Genomic DNA, 15,971 nt, shown 5'->3' with positions numbered 1-15,971 from the left:
TATACCTCTACAACATTTGTATATACAATAGTTAGTCATACATTTGCATCACTAACGGCTAATAGCCCATGAAACTAGAAGACGAGTTAAAGCAAAAATCTTTCAAAAACCCTTATCACCGCATGATGGTGAACGTGATGTTTACGGGTAATTGGTTGATGAAAGAACTGAGCTGTCAGCTGAAGCCACTGGGGCTGTCTTCGCAGCAGAACAATGTGCTAGGTATTCTGAGGGGGCAATATCCCAACCCTGCCACACTGGGCCTAATTCAGGAACGCATGATGGACCGCGACTCCAATGCAACCCGTTTGGTAGACAAGTTGCTTGAAAAAGGCTTGGTTACCCGGTGCCAGTGCTCGCATAACCGCAGGCAGGTAGATATTGTCATCACAGAGAAAGGCTTGGAACTGCTGAAAGAAACAGATAAGATCATTCAAGGTCTGGAAGACAGATTTAAGCAGATTGCCCCAGAAGAAGCTACTCTCATTGGAGAGCTGATGGACAAATTAAGAGAACGAGAAGCTTAGTATTTTTTTATTTATATAGTTGTACATACAACTGATGTTTAGACACAAAACTATGAGCCAAATAGAAAACCAACCGCTGTTGCAGCCATATCAGAAAGGTGAGTTAAACCTGAAGAACCGCCTGGTGATGGCCCCAATGACCCGTAGCCGCGCTGCCAACGAAGAGCATGCCGCCACACCTTTGGTGGCAGAGTATTACGCTCAACGCGCCAGCGCTGGCCTTATTATTTCAGAAGGAACACCAGTAAATCCGCAGGGCATTGGCTATATCAATGTACCAGCCATTTATTCAGACGCACAGGTAAAAGGCTGGAAGCAGGTAGCCGATGCCGTGCACGCCAAAGGCGGAAAAATCTTTGCTCAGCTGTGGCACGTGGGACGTATGTCGCACCCAGATTTCCATAACGGAGAGCTGCCGGTGGCGCCGTCTGCCATCAACCCCAACGATAAAGCTTTCACGCCAGAGGGTTTCAAAGACACCGTAACACCCCGTGCCCTGGAAGTAGAGGAAATAAAAGGCATTGTACAGGATTTCAGAAAAGCCGCCGCTAACGCCGTGGCCGCCGGTTTTGACGGAGTTGAAATTCATGCCTCTAACGGGTATTTGTTCCACCAGTTCTTCAGCCTTTGCTCTAACCAGCGCACCGATGAATACGGTGGTTCAGCTGAAAACCGTGCCCGCATTCTGTTTGAAGTGTTTGATGCCGTGAAAGAGGAAATTGACCTGAACCGCGTAGGTGTACGCATGAATCCGTCTATGCACCAGCAGTTCGGCATTGTGGTTGACGAAGAAACCAAGCCAACGTTTGAATTCATTGTGCAGCGCCTAAACGATTACAACCTGGCCTACCTTCACCTGACTGAGGCCACAAGCAAAGTAGCTGATTTACCTTTCGCGGTAAAAGAAGTAGCCAAGCATTTCCGCCCCTTATACAAGGGTACGCTCATCATTAATGGTGGCTTTACCCGCGAAAGTGGCAACAAAATAATTGAAGAAGGAAACGCTGATTTGGTGGCATACGGGGTTCCGTTTATTGCCAACCCAGACTTGGTAGAACGTTATGCAAAAGGAGCCGAGTTGAATCAGCCAGACCCTAGCACTTTCTACAGTAACACCGGAGAGAAGGGTTATACTGATTACCCTACCTTGGCTGAAACTTCAGCCGCGTAAGCAATCAGAACAACACACAACTCTATATATAGAAAAGGGCCGCGCTGTAAGTGCGGCCTTTTTTGTTTTGGAGCAGTTTTTCTAAAAGTAAGCCAAAAACAGCTGAGGAAACTTTCTCTTCTTTTACCTATTCGCCCGGACTATCCTGAGTAAAATACACGTTGAATACAGATCCTCTTCCTAACTCGCTCTCCACAGATATTCTGTCACCGGAGTTTTCCAGAATTCTTTTTACCAGGTACAAACCAATACCCGAGCCCTCTACGTGGTTGTGGGCTCTTTTATACATGCCGAAAATCTTGTGTCGTTGGTTGTCAGGAATACCCAGCCCGTTGTCTGCCACAGATAAAACGCACTCTTCCAGTTTTGTTTTGTAAGTGCTGATCTGCACCTGCGGCGCTCTTTCTGGGTGAGCGTATTTAATGGCATTTGAGATTAAATTATATAAAATACTCCGTAGGTTTTTACGGGAGTACTTCATCTTATCAAAGGAAAAGTCGCCCATCTCTACCTTGGCATTACTTAAATAAATAAGCTCTCTGAGACTGCTCTTTACTTCCTCCACCATTTCTGGCAGATCTACTACTTCTGCCCGCTCTCTATCTTGCTTGAGCTTGGTAATATCGGCCAAATCAGTAATCACCCTTTTCAGGTTACTGGCAGAGCCTTCCATCATAGACAGAATTTCCTGGTGCTTCACGGCCTCCTCTCCAAGGTCTTCTTTAAGGGCTGAAAGCAATCCTTCCAGATTAACGATGGGCAATTTCAAGTCATGCGACGCCGTATACACAAAGGTATCAAGGTCGTTGTTTATCCGGACTAGTTCCTGATTTTTCTGGGTAAGCTCTTCGTTCCGGCGGCGCTCGGTCAGGTCACGGGTTATTTTGGCAAAGCCCAGCAGGCGGTTTTCTGAATTGTAGACCGGCGTCAGCACTACATTGGCCCAGAAAGCAGTACCGTCTTTGCGTAAGCGCCAGCCTTCGTCTTCAAAGCGACCTTTCTCTATGGCTTTTGCCAATTCAAACTGCGGGAAGCCACTTTCAATAGCTTCGCGGGCATAGAACGTAGAGAAGTGTTTGCCTAAAATGTCTGAAGCTTTGTACCCTTTTATGCGTTCGGCGCCTGTGTTCCAGCTGGTTACCAAACCCTCGGGGTTAAGCATAATGATGGCGTAATCTTTCACGCTATCAATCAGCATCCGGCTTCTTTCCTCGCTTTCTTTCAGGTCCTGATTAGTTCGGAACAGCTGTTCTTCCAGCTTCTTTTTATCGGTAAGGTCGCGGGTAATTTTAGTAAACCCTAGCAGTTCCTTCTTTTCATTGAAGATGGCTGTGATTACTACGTTGGCCCAGAAGGCGGAACCGTCTTTGCGGTACCGCCAGCCTTCGTCTTCAAACTTACCTACTCTTTTTGCCTCACGCAGCTCATAGTCCGGAAAACCTTCCAAAACAGATTCCCGGCTATAAAATTTAGAAAAATGCTTGCCAATGATTTCGTCGGCGCTGTAACCTTTAATTTTCTTGGCACCTGCATTCCAAGTAGCTATATGCCCCGCAGGGTTTAGCATAAAAATGGCGTAATCGGTTACCCCTTCCACTAAAAGCCGGTACTTCTCTTCGCTTTCCCTTACGCTCTCATATGCTTTGAACAAGTCATCTTCGGCCTTTTTACGCTCAGAAAGATCACGGGTCACCTTTGAAAAGCCATACAAAGCACCTTCTTCTGTATAAATAGGAGTTATGACCACATTGGCCCAAAAGACAGAACCGTCTTTCTTCACCCGCCAGCCTTCGTCTTCAAACCTGCCCAGCCTTTGTGCTTCTCTTAGTTCATAAGATGGGTAGTCAGTGGCTTTAGCCTCAGGGGTATAAAATGTAGAGAAGTGTTTGCCAATAATTTCTTCCGCCTGGTACTGCTTTATGCGTTTGGCTCCGGTGTTCCAGGTGGTTACGTGGCCTGTAGGGTCAAGCATAAATATAGCGTAGTCAGATACGCTCTCAACAAGTAATCGATACTGGTCTTCTACCTCGCCAGATGCCGTATGCTGTTTGTGAACAACTTCTAGTTCTGAATTCATATGATTGCCCAAGCTGAAACTCCTTTTGTAACTTTCACGAGAAACAGGCATTAACACTACGCAAATAACCTAGTCAACCGTAACAGCTAAGAATTACTGTAAAACGGAATCCACCCAAGGTTTTATTGGCTTCTACACGTTGGGGGACACTAAAACCCTTGTTCTACGGCTACGGCTACGTTAGGTTCAAATTATTTTACACTTCCTGCCATTAAACATTTTTTTAAGCTACTCCTGAAGGCTTCAACTACTTTAGCAAGAAACGGTTGTCAACTAATATATTTTCAAGGATTTGAGGGTTTCCTTAATTTTTTTCCACATTTCTAAACTTTCCGCCTTAACTTTGGGCAATTTATACATACCTCTTTAGCAATGCCCAAAGATCAATCCATTAAGTCAGTCTTAATTATCGGTTCCGGTCCTATTGTCATCGGGCAGGCCTGTGAATTTGACTACTCCGGCTCTCAAGCCGCCCGCTCCTTGCGCGAGGAGGGGATTGAGGTCACCCTCATCAACTCGAATCCCGCCACTATCATGACCGATTCTATCACCGCGGACAATGTCTATCTGAAGCCGCTGGAGAAGAAGTCGATCATAGAGATTTTGGAGAAGCACCAGATTGATGCGGTATTGCCTACCATGGGCGGTCAGACTGCATTGAACCTGGCTATTGACTGCGAGAAAGCCGGTATCTGGCAAAAATACGGCGTGAGAATCATTGGGGTAGACATCAACGCCATTGAGACTACCGAAGATCGTGAAAAATTCCGCCTGTTAATGATTGAACTGGGCGTGAACGTCTGCAAAGGCAACACGGCCACTTCATTCTTGGAAGGCAAGGAAATTGCGCAGGAAATCGGGTTCCCGCTCGTGATTCGTCCGTCATACACGCTGGGCGGTAGCGGCGGTGGTTTTGTGAACACGCCTGAAGAGTTTGACCAAGCCCTTACCCGTGGTTTGCATGCCAGCCCGGTGCACGAAGTATTAGTAGAGCAAAGCATATTAGGCTGGAAAGAGTACGAACTGGAGCTGCTGCGTGATAATCTTGGAAACGTGATCATCATCTGCTCCATTGAGAACTTTGACCCAATGGGTATTCACACCGGCGACTCTATTACCGTTGCCCCGGCCATGACGCTTCCAGACACCATTTACCAGCAAATGCGTGACCTGGCAATTAAAATGATGAACGGCATTGGCCAGTTTGCCGGCGGCTGTAACGTGCAGTTCTCGGTGAGCCCTGAAGATGACACCATCATTGCCATTGAGATTAACCCGCGCGTGAGCCGCTCTTCGGCGTTGGCTTCTAAAGCGACTGGTTACCCAATTGCCAAGGTAGCCGCCAAATTGGCTATTGGCTATAACTTAGATGAACTGAAAAACTCTATCACCAAAACCACCTCGGCGTTCTTTGAGCCCGCGCTGGACTACGTGATTGTGAAAATACCACGCTGGAACTTTGACAAGTTCAAAGGAGCCAATAAGCGCCTGGGCTTGCAAATGAAATCTGTGGGCGAAGTGATGGGCATTGGACGTACGTTCCAGGAGGCCTTGCAGAAGGCTTGCCAAAGCTTAGAAATTAAGCGGAATGGCTTAGGCGCCGATGGCAAGGAGAAAACCAACTATGACCAGCTCATGTACAGCCTGGCAAACCCAAGCTGGGACCGCCTGTTCACCATCAAAGACGCCATGAAATTTGGCGTTGCCACCAGCACTATTCAGAAAGTAACTAAAATTGACCCTTGGTTTCTGCAGCAGATTGAGGAGCTGGAACTGACCGAGCGCGAAATTCTGAAACACACCATAGACAGCATTCCGGCTGATCTGATGCGCAGTGCCAAAGTAAAAGGCTTTGCTGACCGCCAGATTGCCTACCTGCTGCGTTGCAAAGAAAGTGAAGTGCACGAAAAGCGCACCAGCATGGGCATTAAGCGTGTGTTTAAGATGGTAGACACCTGCGCCGCTGAATTTGAGGCCGTGACGCCTTATTACTACAGCACCTTTGACGGCGAGAACGAGAGCGTTGTCTCAGACCGCAAAAAAGTTGTGGTATTAGGCTCTGGCCCTAACCGCATTGGTCAGGGCATTGAGTTTGACTATTCTTGTGTACACGGTGTGCTGGCCGCCAGCGAGTGCGGCTACGAGACCATCATGATCAACTGCAACCCTGAGACCGTTTCTACAGACTCTGACATCTCTGACAAGCTGTATTTTGAGCCGGTGTTCTGGGAGCACATCTATGACATCATTCTGCACGAGAAACCAGAAGGCGTGATTGTGCAGTTGGGTGGACAGACCGCTCTGAAACTGGCTGAAAAACTGACCCGCTACGGCATCAAGATTATGGGTACTACCTATGAGAGCCTTGATTTGGCCGAAGACCGCGGAGCCTTCTCTACCCTGCTGAAAGAAAACGACATTCCATACCCACCGTTCGCAAGCGTAACGTCTGCCGAGGAAGCGCTGGAAGTTTGCAAAGACCTGAAGTTCCCGCTGTTGGTGCGCCCTAGCTACGTATTGGGTGGCCAGAACATGAAGATTGTGATCAATGAGAAGGAATTGGAAGCGCAGGTACTGGACATTTTGAAAGATAGCCCTGGTAACCACGTACTTCTTGACCATTTCCTGGACCGCGCCATTGAGGCTGAAGCCGATGCTATTTGCGATGGTGAGAACGTGCGCATTCTAGGCATTATGGAGCATATTGAACCAGCCGGAATCCACTCCGGTGACTCATACGCTGTATTGCCTCCGTTTGACCTGAGCGAGAACGTGATGAAGCAGATTGAGGAGTACACGAAGAAAATTGCGCTGGCCCTGAATACCGTTGGCTTGATCAACATTCAGTTTGCTATCAAAAATGAGATTGTGTACATCATTGAAGCTAACCCACGCGCCAGCCGCACGGTGCCGTTCATTGCCAAGGCCTACAAAGAACCTTATGTGAACTACGCGGCCAAGGTAATGCTGGGCGAGAAAAAGGTGACTGACTTCACTTTTAACCCACAATTAGAAGGCTACGCTATCAAAGTACCTGTGTTCTCACACAACAAATTCCCGGAAGTAAATAAAGAACTGGGGCCAGAAATGAAGTCTACCGGTGAGGCTATCTATTTCATTGATGATTTACAGGATGAGTACTTCACCAAGATTTACGGCGAGCGCAACCTGTACCTGAGCATGTAGTCAGTTTACAGTAATTAGTAAACAGTGATAAGTGATTAGTTGACGGCATGGTGCTGTTATAATAAAGGGCTGCTCCGGTGGAGCAGCCCTTTTACGTTTTAAGGCTATTTTCAAGAAATCAGATCCAAAACACTCGTTTAACTGGTAGTTTTTCTAGCTACTGATCACTATTTACTGTTTACTGATCATTGTTTACTGTTTACTGATCATTGTTTACTGTTTACTGATCACTGTTTACTGTTCACCGCTTTCATTCTGCCAAAATAATCTCGAGCGGCGGCCATAACTTTAGGTGAAAGCAACAGAGCACAAGCCATGGTGGGCACGGCCATTAAGGCAAAGGCGGTATCTATTAGGTTAATGATAGCCGTCAGAGTGATAACCGCGCCAATAACCACGGTGGAAATATAGAAATAGTCATACACGCGGCTGTACTTGAACCCGAAGAGGTAGGTAAAGCACTTTGAGCCATAGTAGCAATAAGAGAACAATGAGGTAAACGCGAAAATAAATACGCACAACACCAGCAGGTATTTACCAACGGCTGGCATAGCTTCACCAAAGGCGGCGGCGGTCATGCTTACCCCATTGGTATCTCCAGATTGCCACACGCCTGTTATAAGAATGGCCAAGCCGGTCATGGTGCAGACTACTATGGTGTCAATAAATGGCTCCAGCATGGCTACCAGCCCCTCGCGCACCGGCTCATTCGTCTGTGATTCACCATGCATCATGGCGGCGGTACCAATTCCGGCTTCATTAGAGAAAGAGGCCCGGCGGGCACCTAATATGATGATCTGCATTACGGCTCCGCCCAGCACGGCATTTCCGCTAAAGGCATCTTCAAAGATCATAGCAAACATGTGCGGCACCTCTCCTATATTGGAAAAGATGATGTACAGCACTGAACCAGTGTATAGTACCACCATTAGCGGCACCAGTTTGGTAGCCACCTTGGCAATTCGTTTAAGACCACCAAACATGATCACCGCCACCGGCAATGCTAAGCCTAGTCCCATGATCAAGTTAGCCACAAAGGCATCTTCGCCCACCATGCCACTGGGTCTCAAAATAACATCGCGCACAATCTGGGTCAGCTGGTTAGACTGGAAGAGCGGCAAAGTACCTATTAATCCGGCGGCGGCAACAGAATAGACAGCGGTTTCCATTTCTGACCGAGCCCTTCTGTTACCATGTACATGGGCCCACCTTCTACCTCGCCGCGCTCATTGCGGCCACGGTACATGACGGAGAGGGTACAGGTGAAAAACTTGGTAGCCATACCCACCAGAGCGCTCACCCACATCCAGAACAGCACGCCAGGTCCGCCCATGGCAATACCCACGGCCACGCCGCTAATGTTGCCCATGCCTATGGTAGACGCCAACGCCCCCGCCATGGCTTGAAACGGACTGATTTGCCCAGGAGCAGTGGGGTCATGGTATTTCCCACTTAATATTTCAATGGAATGGCCTAAATGCCGGAAGGGAGCAAACCGGCAGTACAGCATCAGGAACAGGCCACCCCCCATCAGCAAAATCAACAAAGGCATTCCCCAAGCCAGGCCGCTGGCCTCAGCCAATATATTTTCTATTGTCTTCACAGAGTATCGTTTGTGTTAAACTTACAAACTTACGGCTGTATTTCGGCAAAAGGAACCCCTGTTTTAGGCTCAGTTTCTTAAAACAAGCCCTAAAACAGCAGAGTGCGCATTTTGTACTTATAAATATCTATAGGGCAAGTAGAGAATAAAGCTAATTCACACCAGCCTATGAAAAGGATGTACCCTTGAAGAAAGCTTTACAAAAAACGAGCTTTCAGTTCAGGCGTGGGCAGCATACAGCTTTCCTGCTGACCAAACCAGCGGTAGCGGTTCCTTGCCACCAGATCATACACAGCATCACGTAAAAAAGCAGGCAGTATCATAAAGCCATACAGCAATGGCCAAGCACCGCTAAGGCGTCTAAAAACCCGTAGTGCCGCTGAGGATCTGGTGTACAGTTTGCCATTTTCCAGCAGCAGGAAGGAAGAGAACTGCTGAGTTGGCATTTTATGCTGCTGCAGTGTCTGCTGCCCTATCTCAGACTGCAGCGCGGCAAACTTAAAATACCCATGCGGGTCATGCTCTATGACAAATTGCACAAAGCCATTGCATAGATTACAGACCCCGTCAAAAAGTATAGTGGCAGACCCAGTAGCCATAGTAAGTATTAAACTAATTCTTGAGCTGTACGCAGAAGAAAAAGTGCAAGTTAAAAATCAGTATTTATTCCTTAAGAAATTATTGAACGGTAGCGCACCTTTTCAAAACTTAGTCGTAAAAGATGAACTTAAAAAGAAAACTTATTAAAGTTTCTAAAACTGTTAAAACTATGAAAAAGACAATGTTCAATGTTTTTGCTGCTGCTGCTTTTATTGCTGCATCAGCCTTAACCTCATGCTCTGGATCCACTGAGTCAACCACTGACACCACTACCACTGACATGAGCACTGAAAATGGTACTACTGGTACAACTGGCACAATGGATAACACCACCGGCACTACCACTGATACTACCAACACAACTTTGCCGCCTGACTCTACTCGCTAAAATATAACACCACCTAATTTATAAAAAAGGAGGGACGCTATAAGTGTTCTTCCTTTTTTGCACCATTCTATTTCTAATACCTTAATTAAATCTTTTTGAAAAGCGCGGCGTAAGCCATGAAGAGGCCGAGAAAAGAGCTTGGGCTACCGTAAACAAACAAGATGGTGGTGGCAACAAGAGCGGCTCTGGCAAAAAGAGTTGACAACTCACCAACATAAGCAAAAGCCTGTTTTAAGGCTGATTTTCTAAAACCAACCTTAAAACAGGCTTTTAAATTATTGAGCAATTTTACTTCTTCACTTTCACTTTACGTAGCCACTTAGCTGCTACTCCAGCTGCTAAGCCTGCCATAAAGTAGTAGCCAATGGTCAAAGCCTGTGTTTCGCGGGTGCGGTTACTGGGGGCGGTGCCTAAGCCCATTGGGCCGGGCAGTAAAACACCACCTATGCCGGCAGCCGCACCTAGCAAGGAGCCCCGCCAAAGGGCTTTTTTATCTGATCCCACCAAGCTGTAGTACACGCTGTTTGAGATGATATCACCCACTAAAGACCAGGTATGTAGTTTATCATTTTCAGGTGGCGTTTGGCCTGCCAAGTGCAATCCTTTGGAGATGGCCCTCATGCCCAATATATCCATGCGGGGTGCTTTGGGGTAAAACCTGCGCACAGCTTCATGCACGGCCGTAACCGCCACAGCGCCAGCTAAACCGCTAAGACTGGCTCTCAACCACCTGCTCAAACGCTTTTTTGAGACTTTCTTGGTCTTCTTTTTCTTTTTATCTTTTTTGTCTTTGCCCATAGTTTCGGTTGCTTATTGTCATAGTTATACAGCAGCTACTTAAATAGCGGCTCCTTTTCATTAAACGGAATTAGAGATGAAAGTTTACTTTTCAGCAGATCAGCTTGTACTTATATTCTGATTATTAGCTAGTTTCAACAAAACAGGCTAAAAACGCAGACTGAATCTTTTTACCTATCTTTGCGTCTTATAGACAAGGGCGCCATTGTCCTCATTTCATTTCTGGCCAAAAACACGTCGGCCGTTACAAATCAAAATGACATTTTTAGAACTTAATTTAATAGAACCTATTCTGCAGGCACTGCAAGAAGAAGGTTACACCAACCCAACCCCTATTCAGGAACAAGCTATTCCGCCCGTATTGAACGGCGAAGATTTGCTGGGCTGCGCCCAAACCGGAACCGGCAAAACAGCCGCTTTCAGCTTGCCTCTAATTCAACGGCTGCACCAGGCTGGACCGGCTCAGCCGGCCAAAGCCATCAGAGCTCTTATTTTAACCCCAACCCGTGAACTGGCCCTGCAAATTGGCGAAAGCATTGAAGCCTATGGCCGCCATACCAAATTAAAGCACACCGTCATTTTTGGAGGTGTGGGCCAGGTGCCGCAGGTAGAGAAGATACAACGAGGGGTAGATATTTTGGTAGCCACGCCCGGACGCTTGTTGGACTTAATGAACCAAGGCCTGCTCTCGCTCAAATTCATTCAGACCTTTATCTTGGACGAGGCCGACCGCATGCTGGACATGGGCTTTATTCATGATGTGCGCAAAGTGATTGATAAGATACCGACAGACCGCCAGACCCTGTTGTTTTCAGCTACCATGCCTCAGGAAATACAGAAACTGTCTAGCAGCATACTTCGTGACCCAGTGTATGTAGAGGTAACGCCAGTTTCAAGTACCGCTGAAAAAATTGAGCAGAAAGTGTACTTCGTTGACAAAATGGAGAAACGCGCTTTGCTAAAACACTTGTTGAAAGAGGGAGGCATTTCAAGAGCGTTAGTTTTCTCCCGTACTAAACACGGCGCCGACCGCATAGCCAAAGATTTATCTAGAGCAGGCATTTCGGCTCAATCTATTCACGGCGACAAGGCTCAGAGCACCCGCGTAAAGGCGCTTACTCAATTCAAGAACAATGAGCTGCAGGCGTTGGTGGCTACCGACATTGCCGCCCGTGGCATTGACGTAGATGACCTTACCCACGTAATAAATGTAGACCTGCCCAACGAGCCTGAAACGTACGTGCACCGCATTGGCCGTACCGGCCGCGCCGGAGCCGAAGGATTAGCTCTTTCTTTCTGTGATGACACCGAACTGCCTTACCTACGCGATATTGAACGCCTGACCAAGCAAACCATTCCGGTGGAGAAGGACCATCCGTTTCAAGCCAAACTGGAAAAATTACCGATAGCCGGAGGCCGCGCCACTGACAAAGTCCGCTCCGGCGGAGGCAACAGCGGCGGTAGCCAGAGACGTGGCCCCCGCACCGGCGGCGGCCAAGGCAACAGACAGCCTGCCCAAGCTCAAGGCTCTAGCCAAGGCGGAGGCGGCAACAGAGACCGACGGTCTTCAGGCGGTAACCGAAGCGGCCGAAGATAATTCCCCCTTAAAACAAAAGAGCCGACACTGTTGTGTCTGGCTCTTTTTGTTTTAAGGGCAGTTAATTTAACTGCTTATGCGCGTTTGATTTTAGTACCAGTTGTGGTAGTTCTGGCTTTAGCAGCTTTTCCCATGCCCATCCAGCCTTTTGAGGTTGCTGCCCAGTAGGTAGCACCTAGCGCCAGAGCGGCACCTCCAATTACTTTTTGGGTAGTAGTCAAGCTACCAATGCTTCTAGAAACTGTAGTTCCTAAATCTTTCACTCCTTGCGGCAACTGCATGTTTTTCACTGCATCTGGCACCTGAATGTTGCTCAGCTTTCCGGTGATAGAGTCCATCATGCCGCCTTGTCCGTTAGAATTAGGGGTCATTTGGTCTTTAGCTGAATCTTGATCGTATGAAGTAGCCTGAGCTGATTGATTGGTTCTGTTTTCCATAGTTGTAATAGTTAAAAATTAATAATTATCGTTTCTTCAGGCACGGGCTTTTGAAAACCCGCCATCCTGCCCACTACTCAAGAGAGGGGGAATCTATTCTATCGGGAATTAGCCTGAATGGTTGCGTAGACTTCTATTTTTTTTTACAATTTTTTAGCTACCTCCATACCAACCCTTAAAACCCACTCCAATTATTGGTGATACCACTATAAGAAGCCTTTATTATGTTTAGGGGAAAACTAATGTTGCTTCTGTTTTAAGCCTGTTTTTCAGAAATCAGGCATAAAACAGATGCAAACTCTTTCTTTCAAATACATTACCACCCCTCCTTCATGAAATTTACCGAAACAGCCCGTAGACTTATGGTAAGATTTTTAACTTTGAAGAGACTAATAGTAGACGTTAACCCTTTTGCTGCAAAGCTAAAGGCCACGCGCAAGTCATCTAGCCTAAAACACAAACCCATGATCTTGAAAAAAGCCCTTTTCCTTGGCTTGGCAGTATTGCCATTTACCCCCAGCTTTGCCCAAAAGCATATTCAGCAAAAAGAGGTGGAGCGTATTATCCGCACACTGGCCGCCGATGACATGATGGGCCGCCAGACCTTTACTCCCGGCATAGAAAAAGCCGCAGATTTTATTTCTGCTGAATTCAAGAAAATAGGCCTGAAACCCTTACCCGGTGACTCTGATTTCAAGCAGGAGTTCAAAATGTTCCGGCTCAAACCACAGGAAGCCGAAGTAGAGATCAACGGAAAAGAAATAGCACCGGAAAACTTTTTCTACAGCACGTCAAGCCGTGAGGTGGAGTGGGAAGAAAATGCGCCAGAGCCTGTCTTCATTGGCGAAAACGATGATTTCAGACAAGGCATCAACAAAGCTCGTCAGCAACAGAAAGACGTTCTGGTGATGGTGCACCCCAAGCACCAAAGCATGTTTAACCGGTACGCCAACTACTTCAGGCAAGCAAGCCCTGTAACCGAGGTAGGCAAAGGCCCTACTATGGTATTTGTGCTCTCTCCGCTTACGGAGGTACGCTCTTTTGAAGTGGAGATTGAAAACGAGGTAGAAGAAATGTCTTTGGCTAACGTGGCGGGCATGATACCAGGCAAGCGCAAAAATGAATATGTTGTCTTCTCTGGCCATCATGATCACATAGGTATTCAAAAACCGGTGGAAGGTGATTCTATTGCCAACGGTGCCGATGACGATGCCTCTGGTACCACTGCCGTTATTACGCTGGCTAAACATTTCAAGAAACAACGTAAACCGGAGCGCACGCTTATTTTTGTAACCTTCACCGCCGAGGAAATTGGAGGCTACGGATCGCAGTATTTCTCTAAGCAACTAAACCCCGATGAAATTGTAGCCATGTTCAACATTGAGATGATTGGCAAAGGCTCTAAGTTCGGGCCTAACACCGCCTACATCACCGGCTTTGATAAGTCAGACTTTGGCCCGCTGCTGCAAGGGGCGGTAAAAGGCACACCCTACAGTTTTCACCCAGACCCGTACCCCAGCCAAAACCTGTTCTACCGTTCAGATAACGCCACTTTAGCCCGCTTGGGCGTACCGGCTCACACCATTTCTTCGGTGCAAATAGACCAAGACAAACTCTACCACTCCGTTGACGATGAGGTAGAAAGCCTTGATTTGGCCCATATGACCAACATGATCAAAGCCATTGCCATGGGCGCCAAAGATTTTGTTGATGGCAAAAGAACTCCTTCAAGGGTAGATAAAACACAGGTGCAATAAGAGTTTATCCGTTGCACATTTTCTGGCTGCTTTTGCTGTAGAATAAATGGAAAGCTGCGTTAGAACAGGATTTTTCGTAAGTACTGTTCCAATGCAGTTTTCTCTGCTTCTGTCAGACACAGAGAAACAAAAACTTAATCTTCAGGTATCTCGTCCTAAAATAGTATCTTCATTTAATATTACCTTCAATCGCCCTACCGTTATTAGTCTGTTGATGTAGTTTTATTCTTACTCCAGAAGGAAAACTAAAATAGTAGCTGTGGCCCCATCTCTAAACACAGACCCACCCTCTCAGACGCAGAAGAAAAAGAGCCGCACAAAGTGGCTGTTGCTCCTGTGTCTCCTTCTTGTTGCAACCGGCACAGCCAGCTATTTACTCTATAGCGGCAAGCTCTCCTCAGTGACAGCCGGACAGCTGCAGACCTATTTAAAAAGCTTTCAAACTGATTCAGATCAACAGGCACAAACACTCTCCTCTGATTCTACGGCAGCCAGTGCAACAGCAACCAAAAAATCCACTGCGTTTGAAGAAGGTTTAGAAGCTTATCGGCTCAGCCAATTTGCCATTGCCTTTGAAAAATTCACCCAAGCTGCTCTTGAAAACCACCCAGAAGCCTTCTACTTTTTAGGCAGAATGCACCAGAATGGCGAGCACGTATCCAAACAATATGACCTCGCCTTTAAAAACTACACCAAAGGCGTGGCCGCCGGCGATGTGAAAGCCAACTACGGGCTAGGTCAATTATACCGAGGAGGATTGGGCGTTAAAAAGAACGTCAAAAAGGCCTATGCGCTGGAGCAAGTAGCCCTACCTGCCATACAGGCCAGAGCCGACAGCAACCAATATTTCTGGGCCACTCGCCTAGGCACCGCTTATAGTGAGGGACTAATGAACCTGCCAGTAAATCATGAAAAAGCCTTTCACTATAGCAGCATTGGCGCACAGCAAGACTATGCCAGCGCCGAATACAACGTAGGCGTGGCTTACCAAAAAGGACAGGGCGTGAAAAAAGATGAGAAAGCCGCCTTCACTTGGTTTCAAAGAGCGGCCAAAGATGGTTTCGCCAAAGCCATCCATAACCTAGGCTATATGTATGCAAATGGCTTGGGAGTGAAAAAGAACGAGGCAGAAGCGTTTAACATGTACATGCTGGGCGCTGAACGCGAGCTTGAAAAATCTCAGTACAGCTTAGCGCTTGCGTTTGAGCTGGGCAAAGGAGTAGAAAAAGACAAGGAATGGGCAAGCATTTGGTACCAGAAGTTGGCTAAGAAAGGGAACACAGATGCCATCATGAGGTTAGCTTATCTTCACTACAACGCTTACCTCTACCCTGACCCAAACCTACCTGATGTGCAAGACCTAAAGAAAGCCCTGAAATGGTTTGAAGTAGCCGGCAACAAAGGCGTAGGCAAAGCTCTAACCCAATTAGGTTTTATCTACTACAATGATTTTGAAGTACCGCAAGATATGCCGACAGCCATAAAGTGGTTCAGGAAAGCCGCTGCCCAGGGAGAACACATAGCCCAAGCACAGCTCGGTTACTTTTACTTAGAGGGAAAAGGAGTGGAAAAAGACTTTCAGCAGGCTGCCCAGTGGTTCAAGAAAGCGGCCGACCAAAACAACGCCTTCGCTCAAAATCATTTAGCCAATATGTACTACTACGGCAAAGGGATTCCGGTAAGCAGTATGTCCGCAATTACACTCTGGCGAAAAGCTGCTTTGCAAGGTAACTCTGATGCCCGAAATATGCTGTGGAAGCTAGGCTTTGAAGTACCTTCAGCCCCCTCAAAGACGGCAGCCAATTAAATGACATCTCCCTACTTAGCCTT

At 47.2% G+C, this 15,971-nt stretch carries 14 protein-coding genes; 7 read left to right on the top strand and 7 right to left on the bottom strand.

Features of this window, described 5'->3' with window-relative positions; genetic code table 11:
* The first annotated feature begins 68 nt into the window (after positions 1 to 68).
* Positions 69 to 527 carry a MarR family winged helix-turn-helix transcriptional regulator gene (locus tag A8O23_RS16960; RefSeq protein ID WP_066623751.1) on the top strand — a complete coding sequence of 153 codons (459 nt, stop codon included), beginning with the start codon at positions 69 to 71 and terminating at the stop codon, positions 525 to 527.
* A gap of 52 nt (positions 528 to 579) precedes the next feature.
* Positions 580 to 1,698, top strand: a complete 1,119-nt coding sequence (locus tag A8O23_RS16955; RefSeq protein ID WP_066623870.1) for an alkene reductase — start codon at positions 580 to 582, stop codon at positions 1,696 to 1,698.
* Positions 1,699 to 1,825: 127 nt separating this feature from the next.
* On the opposite strand, the gene A8O23_RS16950 is transcribed toward A8O23_RS16955, so the two are convergent.
* Entirely contained in the window at positions 1,826 to 3,775 is a 1,950-nt protein-coding gene (locus tag A8O23_RS16950; protein ID WP_074988423.1) for a PAS domain-containing sensor histidine kinase, read from the bottom strand.
* Between the two features lie 372 nt (positions 3,776 to 4,147).
* Here A8O23_RS16950 and carB point away from each other — a divergent pair, with 372 nt between their 5' ends.
* Positions 4,148 to 6,961 carry a carbamoyl-phosphate synthase large subunit gene (carB, locus tag A8O23_RS16945; protein WP_066623748.1) on the top strand — a complete coding sequence of 938 codons (2,814 nt, stop codon included), beginning with the start codon at positions 4,148 to 4,150 and terminating at the stop codon, positions 6,959 to 6,961.
* Positions 6,962 to 7,188: 227 nt separating this feature from the next.
* Here carB and A8O23_RS16940 read toward each other — a convergent pair whose 3' ends face one another.
* The 3 genes from A8O23_RS16940 to A8O23_RS16935 form a co-directional block, all read right to left on the bottom strand.
* The gene (locus A8O23_RS16940) at positions 7,189 to 8,130 is read right to left on the bottom strand and encodes an alanine/glycine:cation symporter family protein (protein ID WP_317039554.1); all 942 of its coding nucleotides are present in this window, start codon (positions 8,128 to 8,130) and stop codon (positions 7,189 to 7,191) included.
* Positions 8,091 to 8,564: an alanine:cation symporter family protein gene (locus A8O23_RS22070; RefSeq protein ID WP_317039553.1), complete on the bottom strand. Its 474-nt coding sequence runs from the start codon at positions 8,562 to 8,564 to the stop codon at positions 8,091 to 8,093. The genes A8O23_RS16940 and A8O23_RS22070 overlap by 40 nt, the downstream gene beginning before the upstream one ends.
* A gap of 197 nt (positions 8,565 to 8,761) precedes the next feature.
* A complete protein-coding gene (locus A8O23_RS16935) occupies positions 8,762 to 9,163 on the bottom strand; it encodes a thiol-disulfide oxidoreductase DCC family protein (RefSeq protein WP_066623745.1) in 402 nt (133 codons plus the stop codon).
* Between the two features lie 170 nt (positions 9,164 to 9,333).
* On the opposite strand from A8O23_RS16935, the gene A8O23_RS16930 reads away from it, so the two are divergent.
* Positions 9,334 to 9,552, top strand: a complete 219-nt coding sequence (locus A8O23_RS16930) for a hypothetical protein (RefSeq protein WP_153042258.1) — start codon at positions 9,334 to 9,336, stop codon at positions 9,550 to 9,552.
* An 85-nt stretch (positions 9,553 to 9,637) separates the two neighbouring features.
* On the opposite strand, the gene A8O23_RS16925 is transcribed toward A8O23_RS16930, so the two are convergent.
* Both A8O23_RS16925 and A8O23_RS16920 read right to left on the bottom strand, forming a co-directional pair.
* Positions 9,638 to 9,838 carry a hypothetical protein gene (locus A8O23_RS16925; protein ID WP_066623742.1) on the bottom strand — a complete coding sequence of 67 codons (201 nt, stop codon included), beginning with the start codon at positions 9,836 to 9,838 and terminating at the stop codon, positions 9,638 to 9,640.
* Positions 9,839 to 9,840: 2 nt separating this feature from the next.
* Complete coding sequence (locus tag A8O23_RS16920; RefSeq protein WP_066623740.1) at positions 9,841 to 10,350, bottom strand: hypothetical protein; 510 nt, start codon at positions 10,348 to 10,350, stop codon at positions 9,841 to 9,843.
* A gap of 256 nt (positions 10,351 to 10,606) precedes the next feature.
* Between A8O23_RS16920 and A8O23_RS16915 the strand changes: the two genes are divergently transcribed.
* Positions 10,607 to 11,947, top strand: a complete 1,341-nt coding sequence (locus A8O23_RS16915) for a DEAD/DEAH box helicase (protein WP_066623738.1) — start codon at positions 10,607 to 10,609, stop codon at positions 11,945 to 11,947.
* Between the two features lie 74 nt (positions 11,948 to 12,021).
* On the opposite strand, the gene A8O23_RS16910 is transcribed toward A8O23_RS16915, so the two are convergent.
* Positions 12,022 to 12,384: a hypothetical protein gene (locus A8O23_RS16910; RefSeq protein ID WP_066623736.1), complete on the bottom strand. Its 363-nt coding sequence runs from the start codon at positions 12,382 to 12,384 to the stop codon at positions 12,022 to 12,024.
* A gap of 464 nt (positions 12,385 to 12,848) precedes the next feature.
* On the opposite strand from A8O23_RS16910, the gene A8O23_RS16905 reads away from it, so the two are divergent.
* Both A8O23_RS16905 and A8O23_RS16900 read left to right on the top strand, forming a co-directional pair.
* The gene (locus tag A8O23_RS16905) at positions 12,849 to 14,141 is read left to right on the top strand and encodes a M20/M25/M40 family metallo-hydrolase (protein ID WP_066623859.1); all 1,293 of its coding nucleotides are present in this window, start codon (positions 12,849 to 12,851) and stop codon (positions 14,139 to 14,141) included.
* 259 nt (positions 14,142 to 14,400) lie between these two features.
* Complete coding sequence (locus tag A8O23_RS16900; protein ID WP_066623734.1) at positions 14,401 to 15,948, top strand: tetratricopeptide repeat protein; 1,548 nt, start codon at positions 14,401 to 14,403, stop codon at positions 15,946 to 15,948.
* Positions 15,949 to 15,971: the final 23 nt, after the last annotated feature.

This window comes from Rufibacter roseus, from assembly GCF_001647285.1.
Classification (GTDB): domain Bacteria; phylum Bacteroidota; class Bacteroidia; order Cytophagales; family Hymenobacteraceae; genus Nibribacter; species Nibribacter roseus.
The sequence above is the reverse complement of the archived record's forward strand: the minus strand, read 5'-3'. Positions and strand labels throughout refer to the sequence as shown.

Excerpts from the sequence above, each read along its gene's own strand:
- A8O23_RS16960 (WP_066623751.1), top strand. The coding sequence starts at position 69 with ATGAAACTAGAAGACGAGTTAAAGCAAAAATCTTTCAAAAACCCTTAT.
- A8O23_RS16955 (WP_066623870.1), top strand. The coding sequence starts at position 580 with ATGAGCCAAATAGAAAACCAACCGCTGTTGCAGCCATATCAGAAAGGT.
- A8O23_RS16950 (WP_074988423.1), bottom strand. The coding sequence starts at position 3,775 with ATGAATTCAGAACTAGAAGTTGTTCACAAACAGCATACGGCATCTGGC.
- carB (WP_066623748.1), top strand. The coding sequence starts at position 4,148 with ATGCCCAAAGATCAATCCATTAAGTCAGTCTTAATTATCGGTTCCGGT.
- A8O23_RS16940 (WP_317039554.1), bottom strand. The coding sequence starts at position 8,130 with ATGGAAACCGCTGTCTATTCTGTTGCCGCCGCCGGATTAATAGGTACT.
- A8O23_RS16935 (WP_066623745.1), bottom strand. The coding sequence starts at position 9,163 with ATGGCTACTGGGTCTGCCACTATACTTTTTGACGGGGTCTGTAATCTA.
- A8O23_RS16930 (WP_153042258.1), top strand. The coding sequence starts at position 9,334 with ATGAAAAAGACAATGTTCAATGTTTTTGCTGCTGCTGCTTTTATTGCT.
- A8O23_RS16920 (WP_066623740.1), bottom strand. The coding sequence starts at position 10,350 with ATGGGCAAAGACAAAAAAGATAAAAAGAAAAAGAAGACCAAGAAAGTC.
- A8O23_RS16915 (WP_066623738.1), top strand. The coding sequence starts at position 10,607 with ATGACATTTTTAGAACTTAATTTAATAGAACCTATTCTGCAGGCACTG.
- A8O23_RS16910 (WP_066623736.1), bottom strand. The coding sequence starts at position 12,384 with ATGGAAAACAGAACCAATCAATCAGCTCAGGCTACTTCATACGATCAA.
- A8O23_RS16905 (WP_066623859.1), top strand. The coding sequence starts at position 12,849 with ATGATCTTGAAAAAAGCCCTTTTCCTTGGCTTGGCAGTATTGCCATTT.